Origin of the sequence: Paraburkholderia sp. BL18I3N2 (assembly GCF_003001875.1) — a bacterium.
Lineage (GTDB): Bacteria > Pseudomonadota > Gammaproteobacteria > Burkholderiales > Burkholderiaceae > Paraburkholderia > Paraburkholderia phytofirmans.
In genome coordinates this window covers 311,366-326,365 of sequence record NZ_PVNC01000003.1, presented here as the reverse complement: position 1 = coordinate 326,365, position 15,000 = coordinate 311,366, and the positions used below count along the sequence as shown (strand labels likewise).

Sequence of the window (15,000 nt, the reverse complement as noted above, 5' to 3'; positions counted from 1 at the left end):
CCTGCCCATGCTGTTGCTGCGAGCCAGAGAAAAAATGATGGAGCGGTTTCGTCCGCTGATTACCGCGCATGGATTGACCGAACAGCAGTGGCGCGTGATTCGCGCGCTTAATGAGCACGGCCCGATGGAACCGCGCCACATCTCCGATATCTGCACGATTTCGAGCCCGAGCATGGCCGGCGTGCTCGCGCGCATGGAGAGCATGGAACTGGTGACCAAGGAGCGTTTCGCCGAAGACCAGCGGCGCGTGCTGGTGTCGCTCACAGACACCAGCGCGGAATTGGTGCGCGTGATCTCGAAGGATCTCGAAGTGCATTACCGCGAGCTGGAGCGCAAGGTGGAACCGGAGATCGTCGAGCGCGTGTATCGCGCTGTGGACGATCTGCTGGCGGGTCTGGAGGAAGAGGAGGAGTGAGGTAGCGGCTTAGCGGCGCGAGTCGGCGCCGCGGTGCTGTCTAGCGTCGGCGTACATGCGCCGCTTCTCGTACGCGCAACGCGGACAGTGGCGCACGGCGATAAGCGAAATCGTCACGCGTTATGCGGCCTCCTTGTGCGAGAGGCCGTCGCCGTAGAGCTTGATGGCACCGTCGGCGCTGCGCAACAGAAACGTCATGCGCTGGCGCCCCCGCTTCACCAGCCGTGAAAGCGCCGCCACTCCACGCTGTTGCCGTCCGGCGCCACCGCGTGGTACTCGGGAAACTGCGCGCCGGTAGCGCACGCGTGATTCGGCAGAATGCGCAGTTTCATGCCGATCGGAAAGCGCTGTGTGACATCGTCGTGGGCGTCCGCGTTGTCGGCGGTCGGCGAGAGAATGCCGTGCTCCTGGTTGGCGCCGCTGACCACGTAGCCGGGCAGCGCCGTGCCGTTCAGCAGGCACGGCTGGCCATAGGCGAAATCGTGCGACTGCTTCGACGTACCGCGATCCCGGCTCATCGCCATCCAGCCCGCGTCGAGAATCGCCCAGCCCTTGTCCGCCTGATGACCGATCACGGTGGCGAGCACGCTGAGCGCGATGTCGTCGAGCGCGCACACGCCGACGTTGTGCATGACGAGGTCGAACAGCACGTACACGCCGGCGCGCACTTCCGTGACGCCTTCCAACTGCGTGGCAGCGAGGGCAGTCGGCGTCGAGCCGACGCTGACCGCCGGACAGTCAATGCCGGCTTCGCGCAGCCGCTGCGCGGCGCGCACGCAGCCGGCACGTTCCTGTTCGGCAAGCGCGGCGAGTGCTTCGGGCGTATCGAGCTCATAGCTCGAACCGGCATGGGTCATCACACCGCCCACCTTGACACCGTTGTCGTGAAGAATGCGGCCGACTTCGAGCAGTGTGTCCTGTTCCGGTGTGATGCCTGAGCGGTGCCCGTCCGTATCCACTTCGATCCACACCTCGAAGGTTTCGCCGTGCTGATCGCCGAATGCGGCGATGGCCGAGGCGGCGGTCGGATTGTCCACCACCAGCTTCAGATTGCAGCCCTGGCGGCGCAGCGAGAGCGCTCGTGGCAGCTTCGACGGGACCATGCTGACGGCGTAAAGAATATCGCCGACACCGGCGGCGAAGAACGCCTCGGCTTCCTTCAATGTGGATACCGTGATGCCGCGCGCGCCGGCGGCGATCTGCGCGCGGACCACGTCGATGCATTTGGTGGTCTTCACGTGCGGACGAAACGCGACGCCGAGCGTGTTCATACGCCCTTGCATTCGCGCGATGTTCCTTTGCATCCGTGCGATGTCGATCAACGCGGCTGGAGTTTCAATCTGGTCGAGTTTCATGCTTTCACCGGGAAATGGGGTTATGCTGGTTTGCGCCGAAGCGAGCGAGCCACGGGACGAGCTTGTCGAGCGTCGGCGACTCGAGCTCGGGCGCCTGCGCGCCGTCTACGAGCGGCAGGCCGATGCGGTTGTGCCAATACGTCCGCAAGCCGACGGCGGCGGTGCCGAACATGTCGTAGCTGGAGCCGGCCACGAACGCCGCTTCGTGAGCCTGCACGCCGAGTTTTTCGAGCGCGAGGCGGTAAGGCAGCGGGTCCGGTTTGTACACACCGGCCTCTTCGGCGGTGACGATCGCGTCCCAGCGGACCGGCAACAGATGAGCCGCCTGTTCGCCGAGACGCGTGGAGCAGTTGGTAACGACCGCCAGCTTGCAATGCGGCGCGAGCGTTTGCAACGCGTCGAGGGCGCCGCTCCACGGCGTAAGCGTCAGCCAGTCCGCTTCGAGCGCGAGCGCGGCGGATTCGGGCAGGCCGACTTGTGCGGCGGCTTCGCGCACCAGTTGTTCATACGCAATGTACGAGCCGCAGCCGTAGGTCAGCCGCAGATAGGCGGCGCGCCATGTCCGGCCCGCCTGTTCGGAACCGGCCGCGCGATTCCATGAGGTCCACGAGTCGAGCAGGGCGGTCAGAAGATCGAACAGGACCGCTTTGGGATAGGCGGCAGGCACGGAGGCAAGAGTCATGATTGATTTGAGCGGCCACGGACGGTGAGCTGATTATAAAGTTGCATCAGCGGCGCGGCGTTCAGATAGACTAACTCATAGATTCAGGCGGATTGAACAGTTCGTTTGGCGCCTGCACACAAGGGGGTTTTGAACATTCATCGCCGCCAGGGCGGCTGTGGCCTGAACCTGCTTTGCAGATACTGCATGAAATGGCGCGTACGCGCCGGCAGGCCCGCGCGTTGGTGCGTCAGCGCCATGACGTCGGCATCCGGCGCTTTCCAGCCGGGCAGCAGACGGACGAGCTTGCCCTTCGCGATATCCTCGGCCACGTCCCATTCGGAGCGCAGGATCACGCCGCGTCCTTCGCATGCCCACTGGCGGATCACGTCGCCGTCGTTGCAGCTCAAATGGGCGGACACGCGTACGCTGCGGCGCGTGCGGCCCTTGCTGAACTGCCACAGCGAGACATCTTCGTTGTTCTCGCGCAGCACGATGCAGGGCAGTTTGCTCAACTCTTCCGGAGAATCCGGCGTGCCGATCCGCCTGATCAGCGCGGGCGCCGCGCAGACGAAGCGCGCATTCGGTGCAATCGTGTAGCCGACCAGATTCGACACCGGCAACTCGCCGATGTGCACGACGATATCGAAGCGATCCATTGTCTCGGTCAGCGGCTTGTCGGAGAGCGTAAGGGCGACGTCGATGTCCGGGTTCCGCTGCTGGAAGTCCGCAATCACCGGCGCGAGATGCCGCCGCCCGAAGCCCAGCGGCGCATTGATCTTCAGCGTGCCGACAAGTCCGCCGCGGCGCATCTGCAGGTCTTCGAAGAGCGCGTCGAACTGCTGGACGAGGTCGGCGCCCCGTTCGCACAGCAGCGTGCCTTCTTCCGTGAATTGCAGGCGGCGTGCCGTGCGGTTCACCAGTTGCGCGCCCAGCTTCTTTTCCAGTTGCTGAAGACGTTGCGTAACCGCCGAGGGCGACAAGCCCAGCTTGCGCGCCGCGGCGACCAGGCTGCCGCTTTCGCGCAGCGTCAGCAGGAAACGGATATCGGCCGAATCGTTCATATGGGCGGCGTTTGAGTTCGGAAGTCTGGCAGCTTAAAGTGTTTGGACTCGCGGTTCCAGTTCAGTCTGGCACGTGCGCCGGCAAATGCGGTGCGGCTTGCAAGGTAAAGTGATGCCTGCCTTCATGCAGTCGACGGCGCGAGCCGCTAAAGTATGCGTTTGCGCCGATTACCTGTTGCTTTCATTTGAAGAGAAGTCCACATGCCGTTGTCCAATGGTCCGTCGAATGGTTCGTCAAGCGATGCCGCGCGGAACAGCGCCTTGAAACAGGCGGTGTTTCTGCATACAGGCTGGCGTAGTGCGGGAACGTGGGTCTGGTCGCGACTGCGCGAACTCGACACCGTGACCGCCTTTTATGAACCGCTTAGCAACGTGCTCGCGGATCTGAGCCTTGCCGATGTGTCCGCGTCGCGCCCCACGCTGACGTCGGGACACCCGCCGCTCGACGCGCCGTATTTCGACGAATATCGCCCGTTTTTGCGCGACGGCGCTCGCGGTGTGGACGGTTACCGCCGGGCTTTCAGTCTCGATCGCTTCGCCAGCATACCGGATGCGGAATTTCCCGCCATGCAGGCCTATTTGCGCAATCTGTGCGAGCGCACCGTCGAACAAGGCAGCGTACCGGTCTTCAAGTTTTGCCGTTCGTCCGGCCGGCTGCCGTGGCTGAAACAGGCTTTTCCGCGGGCCATGCATGCGGGTGTGCTGCGAAATCCCGCGTCGCAGTTCGCTTCGGGGTGGCTGCTCAGCCGGCAATGGAGCAATCCATTTTTCGTGGCCGCGCCGTTTCGGGTGCTGGGGCTGAATCAGGCAGACCCGCTCGTCCGGCAGGCCATCGAGATCTGCGGCGTGAGCTTGCCGCCCGCCGCCTCCACTTCGGACGACGCTTATGCAATGGCTTGCGAGCAGTATGCGCGCACGGCGGAAGGCAACAACGCGTATCGGGCGTTCGTCGCGTTGTGGATTCTGTGTGCGTTGCGCATGGCGGCGGGCGTCGATCTGCTGATCGACATGGACCGGCTTGGAGCATCGCGCGACTATGCGGCGGGTTTGCGCGCCGGATTCGAAACGCAGAGCGGTTTATCGCCCGACTTCAGCAGCGCACGCGATCTGGTGGAGGAGACGCGGCGCGGCGCGGCGCGCATGAGCGGCATCGACGGAAGGGCGATGCGTGCCGTGCATTCCGCCGCGCTCAAGTTCCTCAAGGCACAGGGCGGCGCGGACGCCGCCTTTGTCGAAGTGATCCGCGAGAAGATGGTGCTGGCCAATGAATTGACTGATGCATGGCGCTGATGGCGCATTCGCCGCGCGACGGTAAATAACGCCGAACGCGGCGACGCATACTCGCCGTCATTCAAGCGGCCGCTGCCGACACAGCCGCCCGCAACCCCAGCAAATAACTGTCCACACCAAAGCCGCAAATCTGCCCTTTGACGATTTCCGCAAACACGGACACATGCCGGAATGCCTCGCGCGCGTGAATGTTCGACATGTGGATTTCGACCACCGGCACCGTCAGGATCGCCAGCGCATCGCGAATACCGTAGCTGTAGTGTGTCCACGCCCCGGCGTTGATCATGACGCCGTCTGCGTTGTCAGTGAAAGCCTGGTGGATGCGTTCGCACATGGCGGCTTCGCTGTTGGTCTGAAAGCTCTCGACCTGCACGCCCAGTTCCTTGCCCAATGCCTGCAGGCTGCTGTCGATTTCGGCCAGCGTCACGGTGCCGTATTGCGCGGGATCGCGCTTGCCGAACATATTGTGGTTGATGCCGTGAAGCATCACGAACGTTTTCATGGGGCGTCCCTGGAGTAATGGAGTCAGTAAAGGCGCTGCGATATCAGTGCGCCGCCACCGCGGCCGCGGACGTCGTGTCGACCACGGCACCGGTATTGGCCGCTTCGACGATCGCCTCGGTAATGCGCAGATTCTGCAGGCCGTCGCGGGCGCTCACGAGCGGTTCAACTTCTTTATGGATTACGCGCACGAAATGTTCGAGCTGGAGCTTGAGCGGATCGTCGCGAGTCATCTCGGCGACGCCGACCTGAAACGGCTTCCACCACGAACGATCCGCAGCCTTGCCATAGGTTTTGAGGCGCATGGTGGGCACGGCGAGCGAGCCGAAGGTGCCCGCAATGACGTAACAGTCTTCATCCGGATACGTCGGATAAGCCTTGTTTTCCTGCGACGTCTGTTCCCAGCTACGCGCACTCGCGGCCGTGTCCGACAGCATGAAGCTGCCGAGCGCGCCGCTCGCGAAGCGCAGGTTGATCGCCACCGTGTCTTCGACCGGAAAGCCGCGTGTGGCGTGCGACGAAAACGCCTGCACGGCCACGATGTCGCCGCACAGCATGCGCAGGTTGTGCACCTCGTGAATCATATTCAGCAGGATCGGACCGCCGCCCGGCTCGCGCCGCCAGGGAGCGTCGGCGTAGTACTCATCCGGTTTGAAGAAGACCGCGCTGCCCATCACCGCGACCAGTTTGCCGAGCCGGCCTTCGTCGATCAGTTGCTTCGCACGGGCCATGATCGGACTGTGCGCGCGATGATGCCCGATCAGCAACGGCACGCCGCTGCGTTCGGCCTGGCCGACCAGCGTTTCGGCCTCGTCGACCGTGGACGCGATCGGCTTTTCGAGCAGCGTGGCCACGCCGGCCGCGAGACAGGTCAGCGCGTGCTCCACATGCAACTGGTTCGGCGTGGCCAGGATCACGCCGTCCGGGCGATCGCGTTCGAGCAGTTCTCCGAGCGTCCGGTAAAGCGGCACGCCGGCCTGGGCAGCGAGCGCCTGTGCCGCCGGCGACGGGTCGACGATTGCCGACAGCGTGCACGTGCCGCTCTGCTGCGCGACAGCCATGTGAGCGCGGCCGATATAGCCCGCGCCGGCCACGGCGATCCGGATCCTGGTCATGGATCGATTCCTTTGAAGTTCGATCGAAATGGCTTATGCAAGGGCTTTTTTGGTTTCGGCCATGGTCTCGGCCCGCATCCGGTCGTAGCTGGCCTTATCGATCGGCACCGCATTCGGTTCGCCCAGATCGCTCAGCCTGACGCGGTAGTTCTCGCGGGCGGTCCATGCGGTCACCGCGGCAACGATGGTGATGGCGAACGTGATCGTGCCGATGATGAGCGGCACATTGGTCGATCCGGGCGGCGCGACATAGGCGAACAGCGCGGGCAGCAGGGCGGTGATCGTCGTGCCGATGTTCTGGCCGATGGCCATGGCGGAGACGCGCGAGCGGGTCGGGAACAGCTCTGGATAGAAGCTCGGGAAGATCGCGTTATAGCCTTGATAGATGATGCCCCACATGAGGATCGACATCACGATGGCGAGCGGCACGTTGCGGATGCTGATCGCGTACAGGTAGCCGAACGACAGCAGACCCGCGCCGAGCGCGCCTACGACGATGGGCAGGCGGCGGCCGACCCGGTCGGAAAGGTTACCGACATAGGGAATCACCAGCACGGCGACGATGTTGCCGATCACCGGAATCCACAAATAGACGCTCTTGGAAAAACCGATGCCGTACGACGCCTGCACCGCATAGGCCGCGCCGAAAATGGTGGCGACGACCGGGATCACGTTCATCAACGAGCAGAGAATCACGCGCACCATATCGCGCCAGTTGTAGCGGAAAGCTTCGACAATCGGCGACTTGGGCACACTGCCGCTCGCGTCTTCCTTGGCGAACGCCGGTGTTTCATGGACTTCGCGGCGAATGTAGTAGCCGGCGATCAGCACCACGGCACTCAACAGGAACGGGATGCGCCAGCCCCACGAATTGAACGAGCTCTCGTCCATGAAGTAGGCGAGCGGCAGGAACACTGCGGCGGCGAGAATCTGGCCCGCCTGCACGCCTTGCAGGGTGAAACTGGCGTAGTAACCGCGCCGCCCGAATGGTGCGTGTTCGAGAATCATCGAACTCGCACCGGAGATTTCACCGGCCACGGCGAAGCCCTGAATCAGGCGCAGCACCACCAGCAGGGTGGGCGCGAGCAGCCCGGCGGTGTGATATGTAGGCAGAAAGGCGACTGCCATCGTCGAGAAGCCCATCAGGAACATGCAGACGAGCAGTACGTTCTTGCGGCCGTGAGTGTCCCCCCAGTGCCCGAGCACCACCGCGCCGATCGGCCTGGCGACGTAACCGACGCCGTAAGTGGCGAGCGAAGCCACGATGGCGATCTTCGGATTGCCCGAGGGAAAGAACAACTGTGGAAAGATCAGGGCCGCCGCCTGGGCGTAGATAAAGAAATCGTAGTACTCGAGTGCCGAGCCGATCCAGCCGCTGGCGGTTGCTTTGCGAGCCTGCGAGCGGCGCTCGTGGCCGCCTGCCGAAGTATTCGTTTCCATGTCGTCTCCAGAACAGAAATGTTTTTTGATCAGCTTCTACGGCTGATTCATTGGCGTACTGAAAGCAAAACTATGCAAGCCAGGATTTACCTGGCCCCGACCGCGCAGCCTGTTTCCTGGACGCCAAGGATGTTGCTGTGCAGCGAAGCGGTCTTCTGATGCGTGCAGGGTTAACGAGTACCTGGTTGTACCTAGTATTTCATCCGACCAGCATGGCTTGCCCGATCGGCTCGTTAAGGCTAGGGTAATGTGCTTCTGCACGGACACAATGCGGCCGAATGGAAAATCAGAATGCGCTCACAGCCAGCAATGAGTCTTTCCTGCGCGATCTGCAGTTGTTCTGCAACATCGCGCGCCGGGGCAGCTTCGTGGCGGCGTCGACGGAAATGGGTCTGTCGCCTTCGCATGTCAGCAAGCGCATCGCCATGCTGGAAGTCAGTCTCGGCGTAAAGCTCTTTCAGCGCACCACGCGCCGGGTCAGCGTGACAAGCGACGGCGAAGCCGCTTTGCAGTGGGCGCAAAAAATACTCGACGACGTGCAGGGCATGGCCGATGCGTTCGCCGATCGCCGCACCGAGTTGCGCGGCTTGCTGCGCATCAGCACCAGCCTGAGGCTCGGACGCAAGCACGTGTCGCCGATTCTGGCCTTGCTGCGCCAGCGTCATCCAAATCTCGAGATCTGGCTGGAATTGCTGGACCGGCGCGCCGATCTGGTCGGCGAGAACTTCGATATCGACGTTCGCGTGGGCGAGGTGCATGAGCCGCACCTGATCGCGCACAAGATGGTGGAGAGCGCGCGGATACTCTGCGCCTCGCCGGAGTATCTGGAGCGGCGCGGCATGCCGCGCGAACTGGCCGAGCTTGCCCAGCACGACTGCCTGCTGTTTCGCGGACGCGACGACCGCTTCGGCGTCTGGCGGCTGAGCGGTCCGGACGGCGAAAAGAGCGTGAAGGTGACGGGCACCGTCGCGTCAAACCTCAGCGATATCGTCGTGCAGTGGGCGAGAGACGGCTACGGCGTGGTGATGGTTTCGATCTGGGACGTGGCCGAGAGCCTGCGCGCCGGCGAACTGGTGCGCGTGCTGCCTGATTACATGCAGTCCGCCGATGTGTGGGCGGTGACTGCGGAGCGTTTGTCGTCGTCGGCGAAGATCCAGGTGTGCATCGAATTTCTCCGGGAACAGTTGACGAGCGGCCCGTATGCGCTGGTTACGCGCGGTGTCGGCGGCTTTTGACCGAGCCACGCAGCGACGTGCGCTGACGCCTGAACGCCGTTCTCGTCCCAATACAGTTGCCGCGCAAAAAACAATACAGTGAGGCGCGGTTTTAATTGGCTGTATCGGGAATATGACCGGCGCGGTCGATACAGTTGGCGGGTCTCGATGGAGCCTGCCGACGAGCGGATCGCCGCTCTGGCGCCGGGCGACGTAGCCTGATTTTTTGCCTATGGCCCGGTGCCGACGCGCCGCGGTTTATCCCGAACACGAGGTAAGGACATGAATGCAGTGAACGAACAAGCGAAGCTGTCGGTGCAGCAGTTGGGCCACTATATCGGCGGCGCGCCGGCCGCTCCCACCAGCGGCCGCTTCAAGGACGTGTTCAATCCCGCCACCGGCAAGGTGACCGGCTCGGTCGCGCTGGCGTCGGTCGAGGAAGTGGATGCGGCGGTGCAGGCCGCCAAGGCCGCCTTTCCCGCCTGGAGCGAAACCGCGCCGATCAAGCGCGCCCGCATTCTGTTCAAGTTCAAGGAGTTGCTGAACCAGCATCACGACGAACTGGCGATGCTGATTACGCGCGAACACGGCAAGGTGTTCACGGACGCGCAAGGCGAAGTGGTGCGCGGCATCGAAGTGGTCGAGTTCGCGTGTGGCATTCCGAACCTGCTGAAGACCGATTTCACCGACCAGATCGGCGGCGGCATCGACAACTGGAATCTGCGGCAGGCGCTGGGCGTCGTCGCGGGCATCACGCCCTTTAACTTCCCGGTCATGGTGCCGATGTGGATGTTTCCGGTCGCGCTCGCCTGCGGCAACACGTTCGTGCTGAAGCCCTCGGAACGTGACCCGTCGGCGTCGCTGCGTCTCGCCGAATTGCTGAAGGAAGCCGGTCTGCCGGACGGCGTGTTCAACGTGGTCAACGGCGACAAGGTGGCCGTCGATGCGCTGATCGATCACCCGGACGTCGCGGCGCTGTCGTTCGTTGGCTCGACGCCGATCGCGGAATACATTCACACCGAAGCGTCGAAGCGCGGCAAGCGCGTGCAGGCGCTCGGCGGCGCGAAGAATCATCTGGTGGTGATGCCGGACGCCGATCTGGATCAAGCCGTCGACGCGCTGATCGGCGCAGCCTATGGTTCGGCGGGCGAGCGTTGCATGGCGATTTCGGTTGCGGTGGCGGTCGGCAACGTGGCCGACAAGCTGATCGAAAAGCTGGTGCCGCGCGTCAAATCGCTCGTGATCAAGAACGGCGAACATCTCGACGCCGAAATGGGTCCGTTGGTTACCGCTGAACATAAGGCCAAGGTGACGGGTTATATCGCGTCGGGCGAGGCGGAAGGCGCGAAGCTGATCGTCGATGGCCGCGCGCATCCGGTGGCGAACGAAGAAGGCTTCTTTGTCGGCGGCACGCTGTTCGACCATGTCGGCACGGAAATGAAAATCTACAAGGAAGAGATCTTCGGCCCGGTGCTGGCGGTGGTGCGCGTGCCCGATTTCGCGAGCGCCGTGGATCTGATCAACGCGCACGAGTTCGGCAACGGCGTGTCGCTGTTCACCTCGGACGGCGGCGTGGCGCGCGCGTTCGGCCGGCAGATTCAGGTGGGCATGGTCGGCATCAACGTGCCTATTCCGGTGCCGATGGCGTGGCATTCGTTCGGCGGCTGGAAGCGTTCGCTGTTCGGCGATCATCACGCTTACGGCGAAGAGGGTGTGCGCTTCTATACGCGCTACAAGAGCATCATGCAACGCTGGCCGGATAGCATCGCCAAGGGTGCCGAATTTACGATGCCGGTGGCGAAGTAATTCATTCGGTTGAATCGTTGTAGTGAAAAAGCCGCGCCTGACATTTCAGGCGCGGCTTTTTCGCATCTGCGCGCGGTAACGGTCACTTAAACGCCTGCGGACGAATCCTCTTCCGCTTCGCTCAACACAGCGTTTTGCACCGCGGCAGCAGGGCTGACATAGCCGGGCGCCTGCCGCGGATCGTCGACGCTGTAGCGCAGACGCCCCGCTTCGATATACACGCGCAACTGGCGATACTTCACGAAATAAAGCAAGCCGACGAGCGCCGCCGCGAATCCCGAAGCCGCGCCGACCCCGAGCGCCCAGCGCGGGCCGAAACGGTCCGCGACCCAGCCGACGACCGGCGCGCCGAGCGGCGTACCCCCCATTAAAATAGCCAGCAGAATCGCGATCACCCGGCCGCGCATGGCTGGCTCGGTGGTGACTTGCACGAGACTGTTGGTGGACGTCGAGAAGGTCTGCGTCGAGACACCGATCGCGATGAGCGTCAGGCCGAATAACAGGGTGCTCGGCATCAGCGAAGCTAGCGTACAGCCCACCCCGAACATGGCCGCCGCGCTGAGCAGCAGCACCATGCGCGGTTTCGCACGGCGCGCGGCGAGCAGCGCGCCGGTCACGGAGCCGATCGCCATGGTCGAACTCAGCACGCCGTATTCGCTGGCGCCCGCGTGAAACGCCGTGACTGACATCGTCGAAATGAAGATCGGGAAGTTCAGGCCGAACGTGCCGATCAGGAACAGCATCAACAACGCGGTCACCAGATCGGGACGCTTCCAGACGTACTTGAAGCCTTCCACGAAACTGCCGCGCGAGCGCGCCGCGTGCGGTCTCAGATGCAGTTCGTTTAGCCGCAGCATGCGCAGCGACCCGAGCACGGCGACGAAAGACAGCGCGTTGATGAGAAACACCCAACCGGTGCCGACCGATGCGATCAGCAAACCGGCGACCGCGGGCCCGACCATGCGCGCCATGTTGAACGAAGTGGAATTCAGGCCGACGGCGTTCGACAGATCTTCTTCGCCGACCAGATCGGACACGAAGGTCTGGCGCACCGGCGAGTCGAACGCGGTGACGCAGCCGAGCAGCCCCGCGAACACATACACGTGCCACAACTGCACGAGCCCGGTGACGGTGAGAATGCCGAGGCCCAGTGCGCACGTACCCATGGCCGCCTGGGTGGCGAACAGCAGCTTGCGGCGGTCGAAGTGATCGGCCGCATAACCGGTGAGCGGCAACAGCAGCAATTGCGGGCCGAACTGCAACGACATGACGATCCCCACGGCGGTCGCATTGTGACGCGTGAGTTCCGTGAGGACGAGCCAGTCCTGCGCCGTGCGCTGCATCCACGTGCCGATGTTGGAGACGATCGCGCCGCCCGCCCAGACGCGGTAATTGAAATTGCGCAGCGAACGGAAAGTGCCTGTCACCGGACTGTTTCCATGTGCGGGGTTAGCCCGGCGCGCGGGCTTCGAACTGTGGTCGAACCAGGCATCATGCGCGCGAACGCTCGAGCAACGCGAGGAGTTCCTGCGTCGTGCCGGTCTCGCCGAGACGCGGGAAGATGCGCGTGATGCTGTTGGTGTGAGCGTCCGCATGGAGGTCGGTCATGGCGTCGACGACGAGCGTGACATTGAAGCCGAGTTCGTTGGCGTAGCGCGCGGTGGATTCGACACCGATGCTGGTCGCCACGCCCACCAGCACCACTTGCGTGACGCCTTGCTCGCGCAGATAGGCTTCGAGATCCGTGTTCGTGAATGCGCCCCAGGTGCGCTTGGTGACCCGATGATCCGACGGCTGCGCGTTAATCTCGGGCACGAGGTCCGCGAAGCCGGCGGGGAAGTCGCCGGCGTGGCGCGCCTGTTCCGCGCGGCCCGGCGCGCCGCCGGTCACGTTGACGAGCACCACGGGCAGGCCGTGGCGGCGAAACGCGTCGGCGACGAGCGCCGAGCGCTTGACCACTTCGCCGGTGGGATGCGCGGTGGGCAGCGCGACGATGCCTTGCTGCAAATCGATGACGATCAGTGCGGTTTTTGCGTCGAGCGTGGTGAGTGCCATGAAGTGCTCCGTGGGAATTACGAGTCGATGAGGCGTTTGAGTAAGTCGACGCCGGTCGCGAGTTGCCGTTGCTCGGCCGCCGAGAAGCGCGTCTGGATGGTGCGGAACAACCAGTCTTCGCGCGCCGCGCGGCTTGCTTTGATTTTCTTTCGGAAGGCTGGGGTGAGGGAAAGGACCGTTTGCCGTCCGTCGTTCGGATCGGGCGCGCCGCTGACGAGTCCGGCGGCTTTCAGAACCGAAAGCGTCTCGCCCATGGATTGCGGACGCATGCCGTGAGCACGCGCGAGCGCGGTGACCGTTGCCGGACCTTCGCGTTCCAGTAAGCCGAGAACCTGCACCTGTGAAGGGGTGAAATCGCCCAGATGCGATTCTTCACGCAAGCGGCGATGTAGTTTGCCAACCAGCACGCGCAGGTTTTCCGCCATGGCGTGCAGGGCTTCGGTATCGGGCGGGAGATCGCTCTTGTTCATGCCATGACAAATGTGAAGGTTACCTGCTAAGGTTACCTTCGTATCTGGCCGAGGTCAAGGTGAGGGGTGTTCTTCCGCACTAAAGTCGAAAACGAAAAAACGCCCGGCATGCGAGGCTCAGCGCGTCGCGCGCCTGCTCGCCGCGGCTCTGCCCGTGGATGCGCATCCGCAAAGTCCAGCCGATGATCGGCAGATCGGCGCGCCGCAGCCCTGACCGGTAATGTAGAACGGGAGTTGTTCACCTCGCCCTTGCTTTCTCAATTTGTTTAACTACAGTGTTAAATATCAATCATCACGTTTACAAAAGGAGGCAGTCATGAGCGAGCCGCTTCATCGTCCTTCGTTGGGATCCGCGGTGTACTACAAGGACCCGTTTGCCGCGCTCGAGTGGCTCGAGCGGGCGTTCGGCTTCGAGCGCCAGTTGGTCGTCACGGACAACGACGGCCAGTTGGGTCACTCGGAAATGCGTTTCGGCGACAGCTACGTGATGATCTGCCGCGAATGGTCGGAAAACGCGGCCAGCCCGGCGTCGATCGGCGGCAAGAACACGCAGTCGGTGCACGTGCAGTTGCGTGACGGCATCGACGAACATTGCGCCCGCGCGCGTGCCGCGGGCGCGGTGGTGACGCGCGAACCGGAAGATCAGTTCTACGGCGACCGCGTCTACGCCGTCCGCGATCCGGAAGGGCACGTGTGGAGCTTCGGCCAGACGGTTCGCACCGTGTCGCGCGAAGAAGCGGAGCGCGTCAGCGGCCTGAAGATCGAAGGATGGGTGTAACTCATGGCCCTGCGTGCCACCGCATCGCTCGACCGCACATTGGCCGCGCTGGCCGATCCGAACCGGCGTCAGGTGGTCGATCTGCTCAGCCGTCAGCCGATGCGCGCCGGCGAACTCGCGCAAGCCACAGGTCTCTCGCCTCAAGCGATGAGCCGGCACTTGCGCGTGCTGCGCTCGAGCCAGCTGATCGAGGAATCGCATGACGGCGTCGACGCGCGCGTTCGGCTTTACGTGTTGCGCTCGACGCCGATGAGCGAATTGAAAGCGTGGCTCGAACAGACCGAGGCCATGTGGGCCGGGCAATTGCTGTCGTTCAAAGCGCATCTGGAGGCCCAGGGATGAGTTCGCGCGTGCAGGTGTCGTTGCGCGTGGCCGCGTCGCCGCAACGCGCGTTCGACGTTTTTACGCGCGAGATCGGCGCATGGTGGCGGCCCAATCAGCTGTTTCAGTTCACGCCGCAAGGCGCCGGCGTGTTGTCGTTCGAATTGGCTGAGCAAATGGGTGAGCAGCGCCGCCTGGTCGAGACGCAGACGGACGGCAGCGTCTTCGAGATTGGCCGCGTCACGGCTTGGGAGCCGGGCGAGCGACTTGCCTTCGGCTGGCGTCAGGCCAGTTTCAGCGACGCGCAGCACACGCAGGTTGAAGTGCGTTTCGAAGCGGTGGGCGACGAAACGCGGGTGACCGTCGAGCATCGTGGCTGGGATACGGTGCCGCAGGAGCATGTAGCGCGCCACCATTTCCCCGATCGTGTGTTTCTGTTGCGGCACGGCGAATGGTGGCAGGCGTTGCTGGCTTCGCTGCGAGCCGCGGTGCAGAGGTCCGGATCGACCGGCTGA

The 15,000-nt window shown here is 63.4% G+C and carries 16 protein-coding genes; 7 read left to right on the top strand and 9 right to left on the bottom strand.

Features of this window, described 5'->3' with window-relative positions:
• Nucleotides 1–7: 7 nt before the first annotated feature.
• Entirely contained in the window at nt 8–415 is a 408-nt protein-coding gene (gene hpaR, locus B0G75_RS11190) for a homoprotocatechuate degradation operon regulator HpaR (protein WP_106304559.1), read from the top strand.
• A 215-nt stretch (nt 416–630) separates the two neighbouring features.
• Here hpaR and B0G75_RS11185 read toward each other — a convergent pair whose 3' ends face one another.
• The 3 genes from B0G75_RS11185 to B0G75_RS11175 all read right to left on the bottom strand — a co-directional run bounded on the left by B0G75_RS11185 (nt 631) and on the right by B0G75_RS11175 (nt 3,495).
• On the bottom strand, nt 631–1,770 hold the full coding sequence (locus B0G75_RS11185) for a DSD1 family PLP-dependent enzyme (RefSeq protein ID WP_106304556.1): 1,140 nt from the start codon (nt 1,768–1,770) through the stop codon (nt 631–633).
• Nucleotides 1,771–1,774: 4 nt separating this feature from the next.
• The gene (locus B0G75_RS11180; protein ID WP_106304551.1) at nt 1,775–2,452 is read right to left on the bottom strand and encodes an HAD family hydrolase; all 678 of its coding nucleotides are present in this window, start codon (nt 2,450–2,452) and stop codon (nt 1,775–1,777) included.
• A 137-nt stretch (nt 2,453–2,589) separates the two neighbouring features.
• Entirely contained in the window at nt 2,590–3,495 is a 906-nt protein-coding gene (locus B0G75_RS11175) for a LysR family transcriptional regulator (protein ID WP_106304548.1), read from the bottom strand.
• Nucleotides 3,496–3,696: 201 nt separating this feature from the next.
• Here B0G75_RS11175 and B0G75_RS11170 point away from each other — a divergent pair, with 201 nt between their 5' ends.
• Nucleotides 3,697–4,785, top strand: a complete 1,089-nt coding sequence (locus B0G75_RS11170; RefSeq protein ID WP_106304545.1) for a hypothetical protein — start codon at nt 3,697–3,699, stop codon at nt 4,783–4,785.
• Between the two features lie 61 nt (nt 4,786–4,846).
• On the opposite strand, the gene aroQ is transcribed toward B0G75_RS11170, so the two are convergent.
• Genes aroQ through B0G75_RS11155 form a run of 3 tightly spaced genes read right to left on the bottom strand, consistent with a single transcriptional unit; the run spans nt 4,847 to nt 7,841 of the window.
• Nucleotides 4,847–5,287, bottom strand: a complete 441-nt coding sequence (gene aroQ, locus B0G75_RS11165) for a type II 3-dehydroquinate dehydratase (RefSeq protein ID WP_012427663.1) — start codon at nt 5,285–5,287, stop codon at nt 4,847–4,849.
• Between the two features lie 43 nt (nt 5,288–5,330).
• Nucleotides 5,331–6,401: a Gfo/Idh/MocA family protein gene (locus B0G75_RS11160; RefSeq protein WP_106304542.1), complete on the bottom strand. Its 1,071-nt coding sequence runs from the start codon at nt 6,399–6,401 to the stop codon at nt 5,331–5,333.
• Between the two features lie 33 nt (nt 6,402–6,434).
• Complete coding sequence (locus B0G75_RS11155; protein WP_106304539.1) at nt 6,435–7,841, bottom strand: MFS transporter; 1,407 nt, start codon at nt 7,839–7,841, stop codon at nt 6,435–6,437.
• Nucleotides 7,842–8,119: 278 nt separating this feature from the next.
• Here B0G75_RS11155 and B0G75_RS11150 point away from each other — a divergent pair, with 278 nt between their 5' ends.
• Together B0G75_RS11150 and B0G75_RS11145 are read left to right on the top strand one after the other, a co-directional pair.
• Nucleotides 8,120–9,076: a LysR family transcriptional regulator gene (locus B0G75_RS11150; RefSeq protein WP_106304536.1), complete on the top strand. Its 957-nt coding sequence runs from the start codon at nt 8,120–8,122 to the stop codon at nt 9,074–9,076.
• Nucleotides 9,077–9,337: 261 nt separating this feature from the next.
• Nucleotides 9,338–10,861: a CoA-acylating methylmalonate-semialdehyde dehydrogenase gene (locus B0G75_RS11145; RefSeq protein ID WP_106304532.1), complete on the top strand. Its 1,524-nt coding sequence runs from the start codon at nt 9,338–9,340 to the stop codon at nt 10,859–10,861.
• Between the two features lie 86 nt (nt 10,862–10,947).
• On the opposite strand, the gene B0G75_RS11140 is transcribed toward B0G75_RS11145, so the two are convergent.
• The 3 genes from B0G75_RS11140 to B0G75_RS11130 all read right to left on the bottom strand — a co-directional run bounded on the left by B0G75_RS11140 (nt 10,948) and on the right by B0G75_RS11130 (nt 13,386).
• Complete coding sequence (locus B0G75_RS11140) at nt 10,948–12,288, bottom strand: MFS transporter (protein WP_106304529.1); 1,341 nt, start codon at nt 12,286–12,288, stop codon at nt 10,948–10,950.
• A gap of 64 nt (nt 12,289–12,352) precedes the next feature.
• On the bottom strand, nt 12,353–12,916 hold the full coding sequence (locus tag B0G75_RS11135; protein ID WP_106304526.1) for an isochorismatase family protein: 564 nt from the start codon (nt 12,914–12,916) through the stop codon (nt 12,353–12,355).
• Nucleotides 12,917–12,933: 17 nt separating this feature from the next.
• Nucleotides 12,934–13,386, bottom strand: a complete 453-nt coding sequence (locus B0G75_RS11130; RefSeq protein WP_106304523.1) for a MarR family winged helix-turn-helix transcriptional regulator — start codon at nt 13,384–13,386, stop codon at nt 12,934–12,936.
• A 316-nt stretch (nt 13,387–13,702) separates the two neighbouring features.
• On the opposite strand from B0G75_RS11130, the gene B0G75_RS11125 reads away from it, so the two are divergent.
• Genes B0G75_RS11125 through B0G75_RS11115 form a run of 3 tightly spaced genes read left to right on the top strand, consistent with a single transcriptional unit; the run spans nt 13,703 to nt 15,000 of the window.
• Nucleotides 13,703–14,164 carry a VOC family protein gene (locus B0G75_RS11125; RefSeq protein WP_106304520.1) on the top strand — a complete coding sequence of 154 codons (462 nt, stop codon included), beginning with the start codon at nt 13,703–13,705 and terminating at the stop codon, nt 14,162–14,164.
• Between the two features lie 3 nt (nt 14,165–14,167).
• A complete protein-coding gene (locus B0G75_RS11120; protein ID WP_106304517.1) occupies nt 14,168–14,506 on the top strand; it encodes a helix-turn-helix transcriptional regulator in 339 nt (112 codons plus the stop codon).
• Nucleotides 14,503–15,000 carry an SRPBCC family protein gene (locus tag B0G75_RS11115; protein WP_106304514.1) on the top strand — a complete coding sequence of 166 codons (498 nt, stop codon included), beginning with the start codon at nt 14,503–14,505 and terminating at the stop codon, nt 14,998–15,000. The genes B0G75_RS11120 and B0G75_RS11115 overlap by 4 nt, the downstream gene beginning before the upstream one ends.

Excerpts from the sequence above, each read along its gene's own strand:
- B0G75_RS11125 (WP_106304520.1), top strand. The coding sequence starts at position 13,703 with ATGAGCGAGCCGCTTCATCGTCCTTCGTTGGGATCCGCGGTGTACTAC.
- B0G75_RS11180 (WP_106304551.1), bottom strand. The coding sequence starts at position 2,452 with ATGACTCTTGCCTCCGTGCCTGCCGCCTATCCCAAAGCGGTCCTGTTC.
- B0G75_RS11185 (WP_106304556.1), bottom strand. The coding sequence starts at position 1,770 with ATGAAACTCGACCAGATTGAAACTCCAGCCGCGTTGATCGACATCGCA.
- B0G75_RS11135 (WP_106304526.1), bottom strand. The coding sequence starts at position 12,916 with ATGGCACTCACCACGCTCGACGCAAAAACCGCACTGATCGTCATCGAT.
- B0G75_RS11170 (WP_106304545.1), top strand. The coding sequence starts at position 3,697 with ATGCCGTTGTCCAATGGTCCGTCGAATGGTTCGTCAAGCGATGCCGCG.
- B0G75_RS11155 (WP_106304539.1), bottom strand. The coding sequence starts at position 7,841 with ATGGAAACGAATACTTCGGCAGGCGGCCACGAGCGCCGCTCGCAGGCT.
- B0G75_RS11120 (WP_106304517.1), top strand. The coding sequence starts at position 14,168 with ATGGCCCTGCGTGCCACCGCATCGCTCGACCGCACATTGGCCGCGCTG.
- B0G75_RS11175 (WP_106304548.1), bottom strand. The coding sequence starts at position 3,495 with ATGAACGATTCGGCCGATATCCGTTTCCTGCTGACGCTGCGCGAAAGC.
- aroQ (WP_012427663.1), bottom strand. The coding sequence starts at position 5,287 with ATGAAAACGTTCGTGATGCTTCACGGCATCAACCACAATATGTTCGGC.
- B0G75_RS11115 (WP_106304514.1), top strand. The coding sequence starts at position 14,503 with ATGAGTTCGCGCGTGCAGGTGTCGTTGCGCGTGGCCGCGTCGCCGCAA.
- B0G75_RS11130 (WP_106304523.1), bottom strand. The coding sequence starts at position 13,386 with ATGAACAAGAGCGATCTCCCGCCCGATACCGAAGCCCTGCACGCCATG.
- B0G75_RS11145 (WP_106304532.1), top strand. The coding sequence starts at position 9,338 with ATGAATGCAGTGAACGAACAAGCGAAGCTGTCGGTGCAGCAGTTGGGC.
- B0G75_RS11160 (WP_106304542.1), bottom strand. The coding sequence starts at position 6,401 with ATGACCAGGATCCGGATCGCCGTGGCCGGCGCGGGCTATATCGGCCGC.
- hpaR (WP_106304559.1), top strand. The coding sequence starts at position 8 with ATGCTGTTGCTGCGAGCCAGAGAAAAAATGATGGAGCGGTTTCGTCCG.
- B0G75_RS11150 (WP_106304536.1), top strand. The coding sequence starts at position 8,120 with ATGGAAAATCAGAATGCGCTCACAGCCAGCAATGAGTCTTTCCTGCGC.